Annotated in this window: 17 protein-coding genes; 7 read left to right on the top strand and 10 right to left on the bottom strand. The window is 71.9% G+C overall.

Features of this window, described 5'->3' with window-relative positions; translation table 11 throughout:
* Window position 1: 1 nt before the first annotated feature.
* Window positions 2–1,819, bottom strand: a complete 1,818-nt coding sequence (locus tag AB5J54_RS25360) for a phosphoenolpyruvate carboxykinase (GTP) (RefSeq protein ID WP_369146201.1) — start codon at window positions 1,817–1,819, stop codon at window positions 2–4.
* Between the two features lie 198 nt (window positions 1,820–2,017).
* On the opposite strand from AB5J54_RS25360, the gene AB5J54_RS25355 reads away from it, so the two are divergent.
* Both AB5J54_RS25355 and AB5J54_RS25350 read left to right on the top strand, forming a co-directional pair.
* Window positions 2,018–2,704, top strand: coding sequence for a hemolysin III family protein (locus tag AB5J54_RS25355; protein WP_369146200.1), 687 nt, complete (start codon window positions 2,018–2,020; stop codon window positions 2,702–2,704).
* A 17-nt stretch (window positions 2,705–2,721) separates the two neighbouring features.
* Window positions 2,722–3,324 carry a TetR/AcrR family transcriptional regulator gene (locus tag AB5J54_RS25350; RefSeq protein ID WP_369146199.1) on the top strand — a complete coding sequence of 201 codons (603 nt, stop codon included), beginning with the start codon at window positions 2,722–2,724 and terminating at the stop codon, window positions 3,322–3,324.
* On the opposite strand, the gene AB5J54_RS25345 is transcribed toward AB5J54_RS25350, so the two are convergent.
* From AB5J54_RS25345 to AB5J54_RS25335, 3 genes are read right to left on the bottom strand one after another with little or no spacing between them, the layout of a single operon-like run.
* Window positions 3,310–4,326, bottom strand: a complete 1,017-nt coding sequence (locus AB5J54_RS25345; RefSeq protein ID WP_369146197.1) for a glycoside hydrolase family 26 protein — start codon at window positions 4,324–4,326, stop codon at window positions 3,310–3,312. The two genes, AB5J54_RS25350 and AB5J54_RS25345, sit on opposite strands and share 15 nt — an antisense overlap.
* 1 nt (window position 4,327) lies before the next feature.
* The gene (locus AB5J54_RS25340; protein WP_369146196.1) at window positions 4,328–4,975 is read right to left on the bottom strand and encodes a vitamin K epoxide reductase family protein; all 648 of its coding nucleotides are present in this window, start codon (window positions 4,973–4,975) and stop codon (window positions 4,328–4,330) included.
* A gap of 19 nt (window positions 4,976–4,994) precedes the next feature.
* Complete coding sequence (locus AB5J54_RS25335) at window positions 4,995–5,498, bottom strand: DUF5949 family protein (RefSeq protein WP_369146195.1); 504 nt, start codon at window positions 5,496–5,498, stop codon at window positions 4,995–4,997.
* Between the two features lie 150 nt (window positions 5,499–5,648).
* Here AB5J54_RS25335 and AB5J54_RS25330 point away from each other — a divergent pair, with 150 nt between their 5' ends.
* Both AB5J54_RS25330 and AB5J54_RS25325 read left to right on the top strand, forming a co-directional pair.
* On the top strand, window positions 5,649–6,065 hold the full coding sequence (locus AB5J54_RS25330) for a tyrosinase family oxidase copper chaperone (RefSeq protein WP_369146194.1): 417 nt from the start codon (window positions 5,649–5,651) through the stop codon (window positions 6,063–6,065).
* Window positions 6,049–6,915 carry a tyrosinase family protein gene (locus AB5J54_RS25325; RefSeq protein WP_369146193.1) on the top strand — a complete coding sequence of 289 codons (867 nt, stop codon included), beginning with the start codon at window positions 6,049–6,051 and terminating at the stop codon, window positions 6,913–6,915. The genes AB5J54_RS25330 and AB5J54_RS25325 overlap by 17 nt, the downstream gene beginning before the upstream one ends.
* Window positions 6,916–6,976: 61 nt before the next feature.
* Here the strand turns inward: AB5J54_RS25325 and AB5J54_RS25320 are convergent, their stop codons facing one another.
* The 6 genes from AB5J54_RS25320 to AB5J54_RS25295 all read right to left on the bottom strand — a co-directional run bounded on the left by AB5J54_RS25320 (window position 6,977) and on the right by AB5J54_RS25295 (window position 11,196).
* On the bottom strand, window positions 6,977–7,249 hold the full coding sequence (locus AB5J54_RS25320; protein ID WP_369146192.1) for a chaplin: 273 nt from the start codon (window positions 7,247–7,249) through the stop codon (window positions 6,977–6,979).
* A gap of 302 nt (window positions 7,250–7,551) precedes the next feature.
* Window positions 7,552–8,028: a hypothetical protein gene (locus AB5J54_RS25315; RefSeq protein ID WP_369146191.1), complete on the bottom strand. Its 477-nt coding sequence runs from the start codon at window positions 8,026–8,028 to the stop codon at window positions 7,552–7,554.
* Between the two features lie 153 nt (window positions 8,029–8,181).
* A complete protein-coding gene (locus AB5J54_RS25310) occupies window positions 8,182–9,021 on the bottom strand; it encodes a hypothetical protein (protein WP_369146190.1) in 840 nt (279 codons plus the stop codon).
* A gap of 233 nt (window positions 9,022–9,254) precedes the next feature.
* Window positions 9,255–9,530 (bottom strand): hypothetical protein, encoded by a 276-nt coding sequence (locus AB5J54_RS25305; protein ID WP_369146189.1) that lies wholly within the window; start codon window positions 9,528–9,530, stop codon window positions 9,255–9,257.
* Between the two features lie 223 nt (window positions 9,531–9,753).
* Window positions 9,754–10,680: a hypothetical protein gene (locus AB5J54_RS25300; protein WP_369146188.1), complete on the bottom strand. Its 927-nt coding sequence runs from the start codon at window positions 10,678–10,680 to the stop codon at window positions 9,754–9,756.
* A 276-nt stretch (window positions 10,681–10,956) separates the two neighbouring features.
* Window positions 10,957–11,196, bottom strand: coding sequence for a chaplin (locus tag AB5J54_RS25295; RefSeq protein WP_369146187.1), 240 nt, complete (start codon window positions 11,194–11,196; stop codon window positions 10,957–10,959).
* 382 nt (window positions 11,197–11,578) lie between these two features.
* On the opposite strand from AB5J54_RS25295, the gene AB5J54_RS25290 reads away from it, so the two are divergent.
* From AB5J54_RS25290 to AB5J54_RS25280, 3 genes are read left to right on the top strand one after another with little or no spacing between them, the layout of a single operon-like run.
* A complete protein-coding gene (locus AB5J54_RS25290) occupies window positions 11,579–12,637 on the top strand; it encodes a DUF3344 domain-containing protein (protein ID WP_369146186.1) in 1,059 nt (352 codons plus the stop codon).
* 1 nt (window position 12,638) lies between these two features.
* Window positions 12,639–13,775, top strand: coding sequence for a glycosyltransferase (locus AB5J54_RS25285; protein ID WP_369146185.1), 1,137 nt, complete (start codon window positions 12,639–12,641; stop codon window positions 13,773–13,775).
* Window positions 13,772–15,217: a sugar transferase gene (locus AB5J54_RS25280; protein ID WP_369146184.1), complete on the top strand. Its 1,446-nt coding sequence runs from the start codon at window positions 13,772–13,774 to the stop codon at window positions 15,215–15,217. The genes AB5J54_RS25285 and AB5J54_RS25280 overlap by 4 nt, the downstream gene beginning before the upstream one ends.
* The last annotated feature ends 1 nt before the right edge of the window (window position 15,218 follow it).

Genomic DNA, 15,218 nt, shown 5'->3' with positions numbered 1-15,218 from the left:
ACTAGCCGAGGCGCTCCACGAGCGCGTTGTACTCGTCCCACAGCTCCTTCGGCGTGTGGTCGCCGAAGGTGTTCAGGTGGTCCGGGACGAGGGCGGCCTCTTCGCGCCACACGTCACGGTCGACCTTGAGGAGGAACTCCAGGTCCTCGGCCGGCAGGTCCAGGCCGTCGGTGTCGAGGGACTCGGCGGTCGGCAGGATGCCGATCGGGGTCTCGACGCCCTCGGCCTTGCCGTCGAGGCGCTCGACGATCCACTTCAGGACGCGGCTGTTCTCGCCGAAGCCGGGCCAGACGAACTTGCCGGCGTCGTTCTTGCGGAACCAGTTCACGTAGTAGATCTTCGGCAGCTTCGCCTGGTCGGCGTTCGCGCCCACCTTGACCCAGTGGGCCATGTAGTCGCCCATGTTGTAGCCGCAGAACGGCAGCATGGCGAAGGGGTCGCGGCGCAGCTCGCCGACCTTGCCCTCGGCGGCGGCGGTCTTCTCGGAGGCGACGTTCGCACCGAGGAAGACGCCGTGGTTCCAGTCGAAGGACTCGGTGACCAGCGGGACGGCGGAGGCGCGGCGGCCACCGAAGAGGATCGCGGAGATCGGGACGCCCTTGGTGTCCTCCCACTCGGGGGCGATCGTCGGGCACTGGCCGGCCGGGACGGTGAAGCGGGCGTTGGGGTGGGCGGCCGGGGTCTCGGACTCCGGTGTCCAGTCGTTGCCCTTCCAGTCCGTGAGGTGGGCGGGCGCCTGCTCGGTCATGCCCTCCCACCAGACGTCGCCGTCGTCGGTGAGCGCGACGTTGGTGAAGACGGAGTTGCCCCAGAGGGTCTTCATGGCGTTGGCGTTGGTGTGCTCGCCGGTGCCGGGCGCGACGCCGAAGAAGCCGGCCTCGGGGTTGATCGCGTAGAGGCGACCGTCCTCGCCGAAGCGCATCCAGGCGATGTCGTCGCCGATGGTCTCGACCGTCCAGCCGGAGATCGTGGGCTCCAGCATCGCGAGGTTGGTCTTGCCGCAGGCGGACGGGAAGGCGGCGGCGACGTACTTGGCCTCGCCCTGCGGCGGGGTCAGCTTGAGGATCAGCATGTGCTCGGCGAGCCAGCCCTCGTCACGCGCCATGACGGACGCGATGCGGAGCGCGTAGCACTTCTTGCCGAGCAGGGCGTTGCCGCCGTAGCCCGAGCCGTACGACCAGATCTCGCGGGTCTCCGGGAAGTGCGAGATGTACTTGGTGGAGTTGCAGGGCCACGGCACGTCGGCCTCGCCCTCGGCGAGCGGAGCGCCGAGGGTGTGGACGGCCTTGACGAAGAAGCCGTCGGTGCCGAGCTCGTCGAGGACGGCCTGTCCCATGCGGGTCATGGTGCGCATGGAGACGGCGACGTACGCGGAGTCGGTGATCTCGACGCCGATGGCGGAGAGCGGGGAGCCGACCGGGCCCATGCAGAAGGGCACGACGTACATGGTGCGGCCGCGCATGGAGCCGCGGAAGATGCCCTTCTCGCCCGCGAAGATGTCCTTCATCTCCGCCGGGGCCTTCCAGTGGTTGGTCGGGCCCGCGTCCTCCTCCTTCTCGGAGCAGATGAAGGTCCGGTCCTCGACGCGCGCGACGTCGGACGGGTCGGAGGCGGCGTAGTACGAGTTCGGGCGCTTGACCGGGTCGAGCTTCTTGAAGGTCCCCTTGGCGACGAGCTCCTCACACAGGCGCTCGTACTCGGCCTCGGAGCCGTCGCACCAGACGATGTTGTCCGGCTGGGTGATCTCGGCGATCTCGTTCACCCAGGAGACGAGCTCCTGGTGCTGGGTGGGAAGGGGAGCCGCGTTGTCGCGCGCCACGATTGCTCCTTGTTGAGGGGTGTATTCCGCTGTATGCCCCGTGGGGGCTGCGACCCGGATGCGTCGTAGCTGCTCATCCGGTGCCGACCGCACTCATTTGATCATCCGACGGATTCGCCCATATGTCCAGGGGGGTGCACATGTGAGCATCGCCACTCATATCCACTACCTACGGAGCCGTAGCTAGGATTCCGTCTCATGACTGCAGCCACGCCGGAAGTGACCCCGATCGAGCGCACCGCGTCGCTCCCGACGAAGCCCCGGCTCAGAGGATGGCTGCACGCGGGCATGTTCCCCGCCGTGATCGTCGCGGGCCTCACCCTCGTCGCCCTCTCCGACTCGCCCCGCGCCCGCATCGCCTGCGGGATCTACGTCCTCACCGCCTGCCTGCTCTTCGGCATCAGCGCGCTCTACCACCGCGGCAACTGGGGCCCGCGCGGCGAGGCCGTACTTCGACGCCTCGACCACGCCAACATCTTCCTGATCATCGCGGGCACCTACACCCCGCTCACCCTGCTGCTCCTCCCCGACTCCACGGCGAAGCCGCTCATGTGGGCGGTCTGGGTCGCGGCCGCCGCCGGCATCGCCTTCCGCGTCTTCTGGGTCGGCGCCCCTCGCTGGCTGTACACGCCCTGCTACATCGCGATGGGCTGGGCCGCCGTCTTCTTCCTGCCCGACTTCATGCGCGCCGGCGGCATCGCCGTCCTCGTCCTCGTGATCGTCGGCGGACTGCTCTACAGCGCGGGCGGCGTCATCTACGGCATCAAGCGCCCGAACCCCTCCCCGCGCTGGTTCGGCTTCCACGAGGTCTTCCACTCGCTGACCCTCGCGGCCTTCATCGTCCACTACGTCGGCATCTCGCTGGTGGCCTACCAGCACGCCTGACCTGGGACGATGAACCCATGAACGAACGCCCCAGCCTCCGCGAACGCAAGAAGGCGAAGACCCGCGCGGCGATCCGGAGGGCCACCTACCGGCTCGCCGCCGAGCACGGCTGGGACGCGACCACCACCGAACGCATCGCCGCGGCCGCCGAGGTCTCCCCCTCCACCGTCGTCCGCTACTTCCCGGTCCGGGAGGACATCGTCCTCACCGACGAGAACGACGAGCTCCTCGAAGCCCGGCTGCGCGCCCGCCCCGCCGGCGAGGAGCCGCTCGAATCGCTCCGTGCGGTCGTCCTCGAAGCCGTCCGCGCCGCCCTCGACGAGGAGCCCGAGGAGACCCGGCTGCGCGCCCGGCTCATGGTGGAGATCCCGTCCGTACGCGCCCGCTTCACCGAGACCACCGCGGTGACGGGCCGCCGCCTCGCCCACGCGATCGCCGACCGCACCGGCCGGGACGCGGACGACCTGGAGGTACGGATCTTCACGGCGGCGGTCCTCGGCGCGCTCCGCGAGGCGACCGTCCACTGGGCCGAGCACGGCCGCAGCGAGGACCTCGTCGCCCTCCTGAACCGCACGGTCGACACCCTCAAGACCGGCCTGACGCCCTCACCGCCGGCCTGACGCCCCCAGCGCGCCCCGGACGAGCCGCGCCGACTCCGGATTGTCGGCGCACTCCCACACCCCGTGCGGGCAGTAGTCGGTGACGGTCTGGTAGACGGGCCGGTGCGCCGCGAACCAGTCCAGCATCCCCCGTACATAGGCCGGGTTGTCCCCGTTCCTGAAGAGCCCCCACTCCGGGTACGAGACGGGCTTGCCGTGCGCCGCCGCGAACCGCACATGGTGCGCGAGCCCGTACTCCTCGTCCACCTGCTCCTCGAAGGAGAGCCCGGCCGGCTGGTCGTAGGCGTCCATCCCGATGATGTCGACGACGTCGTCGCCCGGGTAGCAGTGCGGCCAGGGGATGGCGTCGAGACCCCGGCTCGGCGTGAAGTCGAAGCGGAACCGCTGCCCCGGCACCTCCCGCAGCGCCCCCACCACCCGCCGCCAGTACGCCTTCCAGGCCGTCGGGTCCGGGCCGCAGCGATGGCTGTACGTGGTGCCGTTCATCTCCCAGCCGAGCACCAGGACCGCGTCGCCGAGCCCGTGCGCGACGAGCCGCTCCCCCAGCGTCCGGAAATGCCCGTCGTACGCGCCCCCGGCACCCTGCCGCAGCTCCGCCCGCACCTCCGTGTCCGGCAGCCCGGCCTCGTTCCGGTCGAGCAGCGGCACGTTCAGCACGAAGAGACGGCCCGGCCGCTCCGCCTTCCAGCGCGCCCAGGGCGCGAAGAGCGCCGGATGCCCCTCGATGTTGGACCAGCGGTCGCCCGGCAGATAGGTGTGACCGACCGTCAGCGAGCCGCCGCCGAGCCACTCCTGCACCTCGGCGATCCGCCGCACCCCGGCCTCGTCGGAGCCGGTGAAGAACCCCGAAGGGACACCCGTCAGCGGCTCGGGCGCCGCCTCGGGCACGGTCCGCGTGCCGGTCCGGCCGGGCAGCAGCACCAGCAGGAGGACGGCGACGGCCGCGAGCAGCACGGTCAGTGCGGCTCGCGGCCAGGTGAACCAGGAGGGGAGGTGACGCACGTCAGCTCGTCCAGAAGTCCCACCAGCGGGTCAGGATCAGCATCCCGATGATCCCGATGTGCAGGACGGGCAGGGCGAAGGTGAACTCGCCGAGGAAGGTCCGCAGCCCCGCCGGGGCGGGCAGCACGCGCTCCCGGACGTTGTGGGCGGTGACGTACCAGAACATGACGATGGTCGCGACCCAGGCCAGGCAGCACCACAGGCAGAGCGAGTTGATCTCGTACAGCGACTGGTACATCAGCCAGGTGCAGAAGCCGACCCCGAAGAGCATCCCGGCGTTGAGGCCGAGCCAGAACCAGCCCCGGTAGCGGGCCCCGGCGAGGAGCCCGGCACCGACGGCGACGACGACGGCGTACGTGACGAGTCCGAGCATCGGGTTCGGGAAGCCGAACACCGCCGCCTGCTCGCTCTTCATGATGTTGCCGCAGGACACGACCGGGTTCAGGCTGCACCCGGGCTGGAAGCCCGGGTCCTCCAGGAGCAGGAACTTGTCGATCGTGATCACCCAGGCGGCGAGCACGCCCGCCGCACCGGTGACGAGCAGCAGCCGGGCGAGGGCCCGGCTCGCGCCGATCGGCCCTCCGGTCTCCGGCCCGGCCTCCTCCTGCCGCTGACCCGGCACCCCGCCCCGTACGTTCGCCGTCGCCATGACGCCGCCCCCTTCCCGGTCAGCCCTGGACGCGGCGGACCGGCAGCAGGACGTGGGCGCTGTCGGCGAGCATCTCCTCGTCCGAGACGAAGGCCTTCAGCCGCTCCTCCTCGACGGGCTCCCCGGGCACGCCCTCGGCCCAGGGCCGCACGGAGCAGAGGAAGTAGACCTTGCCCTGCTCGCGGGCGGCCGCCTGCCACTCGTCCGGCACCGGGCACTGCACCTTCAGGAAGGGCAGCGTGAGCACGGCCGAACCGGCCTCGACGAGCAGCGAGGCCTTGATCCCGGCGTCCTTCTCCAGATCGAAGAGCCGGTCGCCGACCGAGAGGCCCATCGACTCCAGGGCCGTCCGCATCGCCTGCTGACCGGCCTCGGGACCGTCCCGGCCGTCGCCGAGCGAATACGCCATCAGGAACGGCGTGCCCGCCGATTCGGCGGAGGGCTCGCTGGACCACGGAATCACCGTGAGAGTTCCCAGCGGAGAGGCGCTGCGCGCCGAGGAAACGACGTTGGAAGTGGTCATGAAACCGGATGCTAGTGCTCCAACCACCCTTTCCCCGTGCCGAATTCACTCGAACGGCCGACATTCACGCCGCTGCCATTTCCACCGCAACGAACCCGGGTTTTCATCGTTGTGCCCTGAGGGCATAAGCCGACCACCAGGAGATCACTGATGATCGTCCCGCGCCGCGTCGCACTGCGGTCCCTGTTCGCCCTGGCCGTCACCGCCTTCACCGGCGGTGCGCTCGGCCGTGTCGCGACCCGACCGGAATCGGCCCGACCCGCGTCGGGGGGTACGCGCGATGCGCACGCCTTCGACGAGATGTACCGGGGCCGTCGCCTCCTGGGCTTCTCCGGCCCCGGCGGCGAGCCGACCGCCCTCGTCGACGGCCGTCCGCTGCATCTGATGCGCTGCGCCGACGGCGGCTGGGTCACCCCGATCGACCACTACGAGTCCTGTCCGACGCCCCTGGCTGCCACCCGCACGGCCGTGGACGAGCTGGGCACGGCCCGGCTCTCCCCGCTCGCGGGCGCCCACGGCGTCCCCACCGACCCGACGGGAGGGAGCCCGCGTGGTGTACACGCGTAAGAACCAGCGCGATCTGACCGGCGCCGAGCGCCGCAAGTTCGTCGCCGCCGTCCTGGAGCTCAAGCGCACCGGTGCGTACGACCGCTTCGTCCGCACCCACATCGACTACTACACGGCCGACGGGGGCGGCCGGCTCCGGATCGCCCACATGACCCCGAGCTTCCTGCCCTGGCACCGCAAGTTCCTGCTCGACTTCGAGACGGCCCTGCGCCGGATCGACCCGACGGTCTCCGTCCCGTACTGGGACTGGACCCGGGACAATTCGCCGGCGTCCTCGATCTGGCGCGAGGACTTCATGGGCGGCAACGGCCGCCGCGCCGACCTCCAGGTGATGACGGGCCCGTTCGCGCACGCCACGGGACGGTGGACGATCACCCAGTCGATGACCGACGTCCGCTATCTGACCAGGGACTTCGGCCGTCCTCGCGACCCGATCACGCTCCCCACCCCGGCCCAGCTGGACGCGGTGATGCGCGAGCGGGTGTACGACGCGGCCCCCTGGAACTCGACGAGCGCGAGCGGCTTCCGCAACGCCTTGGAGGGCTGGGCGCCGGGCCGGGGCAACGAGCGGTTCCGGCTGCACAACCGGGTGCACCGCTGGGTCGGCGGTCTGATGCTCGGCGGCGGCTCCGTGAACGACCCGGTCTTCTGGCTGCACCACTCCTTCGTCGACCTGGTCTGGTCGCGCTGGCAGCAGCGGAACCCCGGCGCCGGCTATCTGCCGGCGGAACCGCCGCCCCTGGGGGACTCCCAGTACCGCAAGGTCGCCGCCCGGCACGAGCCGATGGCGCCCTGGGGCGTGACCCCGGCGTCGATGTTCGACCACAGCCGGATCTACCGGTACGCCTGACCCCCACACACGGATGTCCCCCCGGCCGACGGCCGGGGGGACATCCGTGTGAAGCGGGGGATCAGCCGCCGTAGCCGCCGTCGTCGTGGCCACCGTCGGCGTTGATGCAGGTGTTGCCGAACGCCGGGTTCAGCAGCCCGATGACGTTGACGGTGTTGCCGCAGAGGTTGACCGGCACGTGGACCGGGACCTGGACGACGTTGCCGGAGGCGACACCGGGAGAGTGGGCGGCGACGGCCTCGGCGCCCGAGTCGGCGACGGCCAGGCCGGCTCCGCTGAGGGCAACGGCACCCGTGCCGGCGAGAACAGCGGCAGCCTTCGCGATGCGAGACATCAAGAACTCCTTGGACGTGGAAAGCGACCGCAGGAATCACGGCCGTCACTCCCGTTCAACGCCGTTCCCCGTTCCGGGTCACGGCCATTGGGCCGAACGAGAAGAAGGAAAATCGAAGAAATGGCCCGCGGCCCGAATGCCGTCCGCCGCCGGATACGACGGAACGCCTTCGGCCCGCGGGCCTCGGCCATGCGACAAGCCTTCTCTTGCAACGACCGACATCCCTTGGGGTGGCGGGGAAGAATCGTGTCTTCACCCGCCCGGTCAACGATCGTACGAATGAACGGGGGACGGTGCTCGCGTCAGCCCGCGTTCGGCGCCAGACCCAGCTGGGGGTCGAGGGCCCCGCTGAGCACCGGGGTGAGCAGACCGACCTGGGGTTCCGTCAGGTCGGGAATGGCTTCGAGGCCGTTGCCGCGGGGGGCCTCCAGCGGGTTGCCGACGACGGCGCCGGGGGTGGCCGCCTTCATCTCCCGGTGCGGGCTGCTCAGCAGGGCATGGCCGGGCTCGCTGCCCTTGAGGAGCTCGGGCAGCGGCGCGTCGACGACGGTCTCCGGCAGGGTGCCGGTGAGCGGGACGCTGGGCAGGGCGACGTCCGGGAGCGCGCCGAGGCCCTTCTGGAAGCCGGTGGGCGCGCCGGGCATCGGTACGGGAACGCCGGTCGCCACCGTCGGCGCGTCCATCGGCAGGACCGGATCGAGGCCCTGGAGCGGGACGATCACCGGCGCCTCGACGGCGGCGGCGGGGGAGGCCAGGGCGGCGGAGGCGAATGCGGTCATGAGGAGTCCCATGCCCGCGTGAGAACGCAGAGTCATACGAGGAGAACGAGCCCCTTGGCCGAAACGTCGCGGGACTAACCCATGTGCACTAACGCGCAGGGCCCTCACCGGTGAAGGCGAGGGCCCTGGTTGACGCGGTGCTCGACCGCGGGATCAGTGCCGGCGGGCGATGCGTCCACCGCGGAGGTGGACGACGGTGCCGCCGATGATCAGGGCGGCGCTGACGGCGGCGGCGCCCATGAGCATGGGCTCGCTACCGGTCTCGGGGAGCTGGGGGTGTCCCGGGTGGCCGGGGTGGCCGGGCGACGAGGGGTGGTCCGTGGGCGGGTGGTCCGTCGGCCCCTCGCAGCCGTACCCCGAGTCCTCGTCACAGTCACCGGGGCCCGGGTGCGTGGGCGGGGTGGTGTGGGTGGGAGGGGTGGTGTGCGTGGGGGGCGTCGAGCTCGGCGGACTCGTGGGGCCCTCGCACCCGTACCCGTAACCCGAGTCCTCGTCGCAGTCACCGGGGCCCGGGTGGGTGGGGGGCTTGGTGTGCGTGGGGGGCTTCGTGTGGGTCGGCGGGGTGGTGTGGGTGGGAGGTGTGGTGTGCGTGGGAGGGGTGGTGTGCGTCGGCGGCGTCGTGTGGGTGGGAGGCGTCGTGTGCGTGGGGGGCTTGGTGTGCGTCGGCGGCGTCGTGTGCGTGGGGGGCTTGGTGTGCGTCGGCGGCGTCGTGTGGGGCGGATGCGTGGGACCCGGCTCCTCGCCGTAGCCGCCGGGTTCCTCCGCCTGGTCGCAGAGGTCGCCGACGGCTTCCGCGACGAAGCCGCCGAGTTCCATGCTCTTGCCGCACACGTCGGCCGGGAGGGGGGCCTGGACATGCCCGGCCACGCCCGGTCCGGGCCCGTCGCCCGTACCGGCGTGGGCGTTCGCGGCCAGGGCGAATCCGCCGCTCAGCGACAGGATGCCGGTCGCTGCCGCCGCGGTGAGTACTTTCCTGCTGATGATGGACCGCATACCGCTCTTCCTCTGGATAAAGGGAGAGACCGGCGAGGATCCCCCCTCGCTCCGACCGGCCTGATCCACACCGAAGTTCACGAGGGATCGGCCAGAGGGTATGGGTCGGCGCCCGGCGTGCCGCCGGGGCCACACGGCAGCTGATCAGAAAATCATTCGATCAGCCGACCGTGAGGAACAGCGGCACGGAGACCGCCGTAAATGCCCGTGGGGGCAGTGGTGCTGAGGTGCCGTCAGCCGCCCAGACCGCCGGGGACCGGGAGGCCACCGAGCAGCGGGGCGCCCTTGGTGGCGGTGTTCAGCTGGTCCGCCGCCTTCGTCACGGTCTGGACCGGGGAGCCGTCCGTGGTGCTGCTCAGCATGTCGCTCTTCAGCCCGTTGGCGGCGATCGCTTCGAGGCCACCGTTCAGGCTGGTGGGGGTCAGCGCCTCCTGGGCCATGGCGGGCGCGGCGGCACCCAGGGCCATGAGGGAACCGGCGACGACCGCGGCGACCTTGGTGGGCTTCATGGAGTGAATCCTTCCTCTGTGCTTTCAAGTCACGTTCTGTACAGGGTTCTTGGCCGAATCCTGTACATCGTTCTGCTTCTGTAACGAGGAGTGAGCGCCCCGGAAACTCCGGGAGGAGGGATTTCTCGGTACTGCACCCGATCGATGCGGGCCGGTGTGATTTGCCGATCGCACACGTCTGTGCCGGTCCGGCGGACGCCGGACCGGCACAGGTGCGCGGGTGCTACCCGAGGGGGAGCGGGGGCTTGACCGGCAGCTCGGGCGCGGCGACCGGCGGGTCGACGGGCAGCTCGGGCGCGGTGACCGGGAGCGCCGGGAGCTTGGGCAGACCGGGCAGGTCCGGTGCGGGCAGCCCACTGCCGAGCACGGTGGCGACGGCCAGGTTGACCAGCGAGGTCAGGGTCGAGGTGACCTGCGGTACGACTCCGCCGGCGTCCCCGGAGGTGACGGCGGCGAGCAGTCCGGCGACGGCCTTCTCGACGCTCGCGAGCGCGTCGGACACGACGTCCGCGGGCGCGGCCTTGCCGTCCGCGAGGGCCGCCGCGTCGGCCGCGACGGGCAGCGTGGCGGGCGGCTTCACCGGAAGGTCGGCCGCCGGGGGCGTGGCGGGGAGCTCGGCGGCGGGCGGCTTCACCGGAAGGTCGGCCGCGGGCGGCTTCACCGGCAGGTCGGACGTGGGCGGGGTGACCGGAAGGTCGGCCGCGGGCGGTTTCACCGGGGTGTCCGCGGCCGGCGGTTTCACCGGGAGGTCCGCGGCCGGCGGCGTGACCGGGAGGGTCACGGGCAGATCGGCCGCCGGCGGGGTCGCCGGGGTGTCCGGGAGCGGGGCCTGGACCGTGGCCTTCGCCTGGTCGACCGCCGCGGCGATCTTGCTCTTGAGGGACTCGACGTCGGCGGCGGACAGCTGGCCGGAGTCGGCCTTGAGCGCGGCCGTGACGAGTTCGGTCACGGGAGTGGTCACCGAACCGAGGTCGCCGAGCGCTTCGGCCTGGGCCAGGAGGGCGGCGGCGTCGGGGAGGGGCGCGTGGGCGGCCCGGTCGGCCGCGGTGGACGGGTGGTGTTCGCCGGCGAAGGCGGGTCCCGCCGTGCCGAGGGTGATGGCGGCGGATATCGCCAGGGCGGTGAGGCGGCGTGTAGCCAGGGGACGCATATATGTTCCTTTTCCTTATGCGTCGGACAACTGCTCTCTCACGGTGCCTGCGGGTATAGCCCTCCGCAACCGCAGAACTACTGAGCGCCACGCCTCCGTTCGAGTGAATCCACCCTCGCGGCCTGTCCCCCTGAGGGGCGTACGCCGTTGCACCGAACGGCGCACGAGGGTGCGTCCGAACGAGGACCGGACCAGTGCCGGCAAGGAAAAAGCCGGTGCGCCCACCCCGGCGGGGTGGGCGCACCGGCTTCGGAAGGACCGATCAGGCGTGCGAGATCAGGCGTTGATGCAGGTGTTGCCGAAGGTCGGGTTCAGCGCGCCGATGACGCTGACGGTGTTGCCGCAGAGGTTGATCGGCACGTGGACCGGAACCTGGACGACGTTGCCGGAGATGACACCGGGGGACTTCACGGCCGCAGCCTCGGCGCCGGCGTCGGCGGAGGCGGCACCGGCGGTACCGGCGACGGCGGCGGCGGCACCTACGGTCAGGACAACGGCCTTGGCGATACGGGACATGGGGAGGTGCTCCTCGATCGAATTCATCCAACTCGGACTGCGCGGACTGTTCGGCCCGGCTCCCTCAACAACGCCCCGGCTTTTCATCGGTTGCTCTCCCGAACGGGTGACGTTCAACCGATCTTTGGGCCATAAGAGGGCCATTGGAGGGACTGGGCGTGGAATGGCGCAACACGCACAACGAGGAACCGGCCGCGCGGATACGGGAGTTAGCGTTTCCGGGCATCTAATGCTTACTATCGCCCCGCATCGGGGTTATAACGTTCCCGAACGTTGCTTCCGGGCCCGCCGCGCGTTCACCCATTTCGTGCGGACGACACCTTCTTCTCCCCCGGCCTACTCGGGTCTTCCCTCCCTTCTCTCATCAAAGCGGAGAACCTGTATGCGGAATTCAGCGCTTCTTGCTGTGCGTCGCAGCGCGTTGTGCGCCGTGTCGTGTGCGGCCCTGTCCGCCGCGCTGCCCGGCGCCTCCGCAGCCGCACCCCAGCCGCGGGAGGCGAGCCGCGTCCCCTTCGCCGCGCGCCACCAGGCCCTGCAGCACGGGGGGATCGTGCGCGCCGCCAACACCTCGGCGAAGGGCGCGAAGGGCACCGAGCGGGCCAACGACGGCGCCACCATCAGGTACGTCGACGTGGACCGCGACCCGAACACGTACAACTCCAGCCGCGCCGAACTCCCGGTGCCCGCCGGGGCCCGGGTGACCTGGGCCCGTCTCTACTGGGGCGGGAACCTGCGGGTGGGCGAGCAGAAGCCGCCGAAGGACAACGGCCGCGTCCTGATCGCCGAGCCGGGCGGGCAGTACAAGGCGCTGCGCGCGGACTCCCTGATCGGCCATCGCACGGCCGACGGCGCCGACGCCTTCCAGGCCTCCGCCGACGTCACCGACCTGGTCCGCCGCTCGCACCCGGGGCTGTGGACCGTCGCCCAGGTCAATGTGGCCATGGGCCGTTCCACGGTGGGCGGCTGGGGCGGCTGGACGCTCGTCGCCGCGTACGAGAAGGCCTCGGAACCGCTGCGCAGGATCAGCGTCTGGGACGGTTTCCGAACGGTCGGTCCGCGCGCCGGCGAGCTGCGGGTACCGCTCGACGGAAACCGTTTTCCCAAGGGTGTGTCCGGGCGTCTCGGGTTGATCGCCTATGACGGTGACCGCGGCACTTCCGGGGATTACCTGGCGGTGGAAACGAGCCGGTCGAAGAGCACCCGTCTCTCCGATTCCGCCAATTCCGCGGACGACGTGCTGAACTCCAGCATCACGGAATTCGGTGCCGCCCGTACCGTACGACGGCCCGATCGTACGAACACCCTCGGATACGACTCCGACGTGTTCGACCTGCGGGGGGCGCTGCGCGCGGGGGGCGACCGGGTCCACGTCCGGGTCGGCAGCCGGAAGGACACCGTCTGGCTCGGCGCGGTCTTCTTCCAGGCGGACGTCCGGCGCTGACGTGCTGTCACCACTTGACGCGGACCTCGGGTCCGTCACCGTCCTGCACGCGGTCCAGCCCGGCGACGGCGGGGTCGCCCGTGTCGTCGTCGACCTGGTCCGCGCCCAGCGCGCCGCCGGCCTGCGGGTCGCGGTCGTCTGCCCGCCCGGCACCTGGCTCTCGGCCGCCGTCCGCGCCGAGGGCGCCGAGACCCATGACTGGCGGGCCGGCCGCGACCCCGGTCCCGCCGTCCTCCGTGAGACGCGGGACCTGGCGCGGCTGATCCGTGCGGTCCGTCCCGGGCTCGTCCACGCGCACAGCGCCAAGGCCGGGCTGTGCGCCCGACTCGCCGTGCGGGGACGGATTCCGACGGTCTATCAGCCGCACGCCTGGTCCTTCGAGGCCGTCCAGGGGCGGACCGCCGCGCTCGCCCGGCGCTGGGAGCGGTTCGGCGCCCGCTGGACGGACCGGATCCTCTGCGTGAGCGAGGCCGAGCGCCGTACCGGCGAGGAGGCCGGGGTATCGGCGGACTGGTCCGTCGTCCACAACGGGGTGGACACGGCCCGGTTCGCGACCGGGGGCCCGCCCGGCAACCCGGCGCCCACCGTCGTCTGCGTGGGCCGGCTCTGCCGCCAGAAGGGGCAGGACGTCCTGCTCGCCGCCTGGCCCGCCGTCCTCGCGGAGGTGCCCGCGGCCCGGCTCGTCCTGGTCGGCGACGGCCCGGACGAGGAGGCGCTGCGGGCCCTCGCGGGCCCTTCGGTGCGGTTCACGGGGGCCGTCGAGGACACCGTGCCGTGGTACCGGGCCGCCGACGTGGCCGTCCTGCCGTCCCGCTGGGAGGGAATGGCGCTCGCGCCCCTGGAGGCCATGGCCACCGGCCGGCCGGTCGTCGTCAGCGACGTGGACGGGGCGCGGGAGAGCCTGCCGCCCGCCCATGAACCCCTGTGCCTGGTCCCGCCCGAGGACCCGGCCGCGCTCGCCGCCGCTCTGGTCCGCCTCCTGGGCCGACCGGAGCTGCGGCACCGCCTGGGCCGCGAGGCCCACGAGCACGTCCTCAGCAGATTCGATGTCCGGCGCACGGGCGCGGCGGTCGCGGACGTCTACCGCGAGCTGGCCGGGGTGCGGGGGGCCGAGCACAGAGAGCCGATTGCGCAGTGACCACGGAAAGTACCAGCGTTCCCTCCTCGCCGGGCCCCTGGCCCACGGCGGGCCAGGCCTTCGGCCTGGTCTCCCTCGCGCCGCGCCGCGGGGCGCCCGGCCGGCTCGCGCTGCCGCGCCACCGCCGCGTGCGGCAACGCTCCGGTGTGGCGGCGCTCGTGGCGGTCGACGCGCTGGCGGTCCTCGCCGCCGCGTCGGTGCTGAGCGCGGCGCACCAGGACGTCCGGCTCATGCTGCCGGTCGTGGCGGTCGTCCTCGTCCTCGACGGGCACGCCGGGCTCTACCGGCCGGCCGCGCACACCCGGGCCCTCGACGAACTGCCCGCGCTGGGCTCCCGCGCCGGGTTCGCCTGGTGCCTGGCGGCGGCCGCGGCCGCCGCGTACTCCCCCGCCCTGGCGATCGGCCCGCTGCGGCTCTGCGCCGCGTACGGCCTACATGTCGCCCTGGTGTGTCTGGTCCGCGCGGTGCTGCTCGGGCGGCGGCGCCGGATCGCCCGGGAGCGGCCGCGGTCGGCGCTCGTCATCGGCGGGACCGGTGCCGCGCGCCGGTTCGCCGCGGCGGCCGCCCAGCACCCCGAGTACGGCGTGCGACCGGTCGGGATCGTCGGTGTGCCGGAGCAGGGCGGCGCCCGGAGCGGCGGGGAGGCCGGGCTTCCGGTGCTCACCACGACCGAGGAGATCCACCGGGCCGTCATCCAGAACACCGTGCGCGACGCGGTGTTCCTCGACGACGACCCGGGTCTGGTGTCGCTCTTCCAGCAGTACGGCTGCGCCACCTGGCGGGTCGGCCGGCAGCAGGACGGGCCGATGGGCGCGCACATGTGGGGGTACGCCTGGCAGCGGGTCGTGCCGCTGGGCGAGCGGCGCGGCCGGGCCGCGAAGCGGGCCCTCGACATCGTGCTCGCCGCGCCCGCGCTCGCGCTCGCGCTGCCGGTGCTGCTGCTCTGCGCGCTCGCGGTGCGGCTCTCGGACGGTCCCGGGGTGCTCTTCCGGCAGGAGCGGGTGGGCCAGCACGGGCGCCATTTCACGCTGCTCAAGTTCCGTACGCTGCGCCCCTCCGACGAGACCGAGTCGGCGACCCGCTGGAACGTGGCGGGCGACCGGCGGATGAGCGCGGCCGGCAGCTTCCTGCGGAAGTCCTCGCTCGACGAGCTCCCGCAGCTGTGGAACGTGCTGCGCGGGGACATGAGCCTGGTCGGGCCCCGGCCCGAACGCCCGTACTTCGTGGCCCAGTTCAGCAAGATCCACACGGGGTACGCGGCCCGGCACCGGATGCCGGTGGGGCTCACGGGTCTGGCGCAGGTGCACGGGCTGCGCGGCGACACCTCGATCGAGGACCGCTGCCGCTTCGACAACCACTACATCGACCACTGGTCGCTCTGGCAGGACGTCTGCATCCTGCTGCGCACGGCGGCCGGGCTCGTCCGACCCGCGGGGAGCTGAG

The organism is Streptomyces sp. R44, assembly GCF_041053105.1.
Taxonomy (GTDB): Bacteria; Actinomycetota; Actinomycetes; order Streptomycetales; family Streptomycetaceae; genus Streptomyces.
Note: the sequence above shows the minus strand (reverse complement) of the source record. Positions and strands in the feature narration are given on the sequence as shown.

Excerpts from the sequence above, each read along its gene's own strand:
- AB5J54_RS25355 (WP_369146200.1), top strand. The coding sequence starts at position 2,018 with ATGACTGCAGCCACGCCGGAAGTGACCCCGATCGAGCGCACCGCGTCG.
- AB5J54_RS25350 (WP_369146199.1), top strand. The coding sequence starts at position 2,722 with ATGAACGAACGCCCCAGCCTCCGCGAACGCAAGAAGGCGAAGACCCGC.
- AB5J54_RS25340 (WP_369146196.1), bottom strand. The coding sequence starts at position 4,975 with ATGGCGACGGCGAACGTACGGGGCGGGGTGCCGGGTCAGCGGCAGGAG.
- AB5J54_RS25335 (WP_369146195.1), bottom strand. The coding sequence starts at position 5,498 with ATGACCACTTCCAACGTCGTTTCCTCGGCGCGCAGCGCCTCTCCGCTG.
- AB5J54_RS25330 (WP_369146194.1), top strand. The coding sequence starts at position 5,649 with ATGATCGTCCCGCGCCGCGTCGCACTGCGGTCCCTGTTCGCCCTGGCC.
- AB5J54_RS25320 (WP_369146192.1), bottom strand. The coding sequence starts at position 7,249 with ATGTCTCGCATCGCGAAGGCTGCCGCTGTTCTCGCCGGCACGGGTGCC.
- AB5J54_RS25315 (WP_369146191.1), bottom strand. The coding sequence starts at position 8,028 with ATGACCGCATTCGCCTCCGCCGCCCTGGCCTCCCCCGCCGCCGCCGTC.
- AB5J54_RS25310 (WP_369146190.1), bottom strand. The coding sequence starts at position 9,021 with ATGCGGTCCATCATCAGCAGGAAAGTACTCACCGCGGCGGCAGCGACC.
- AB5J54_RS25305 (WP_369146189.1), bottom strand. The coding sequence starts at position 9,530 with ATGAAGCCCACCAAGGTCGCCGCGGTCGTCGCCGGTTCCCTCATGGCC.
- AB5J54_RS25300 (WP_369146188.1), bottom strand. The coding sequence starts at position 10,680 with ATGCGTCCCCTGGCTACACGCCGCCTCACCGCCCTGGCGATATCCGCC.
- AB5J54_RS25295 (WP_369146187.1), bottom strand. The coding sequence starts at position 11,196 with ATGTCCCGTATCGCCAAGGCCGTTGTCCTGACCGTAGGTGCCGCCGCC.
- AB5J54_RS25290 (WP_369146186.1), top strand. The coding sequence starts at position 11,579 with ATGCGGAATTCAGCGCTTCTTGCTGTGCGTCGCAGCGCGTTGTGCGCC.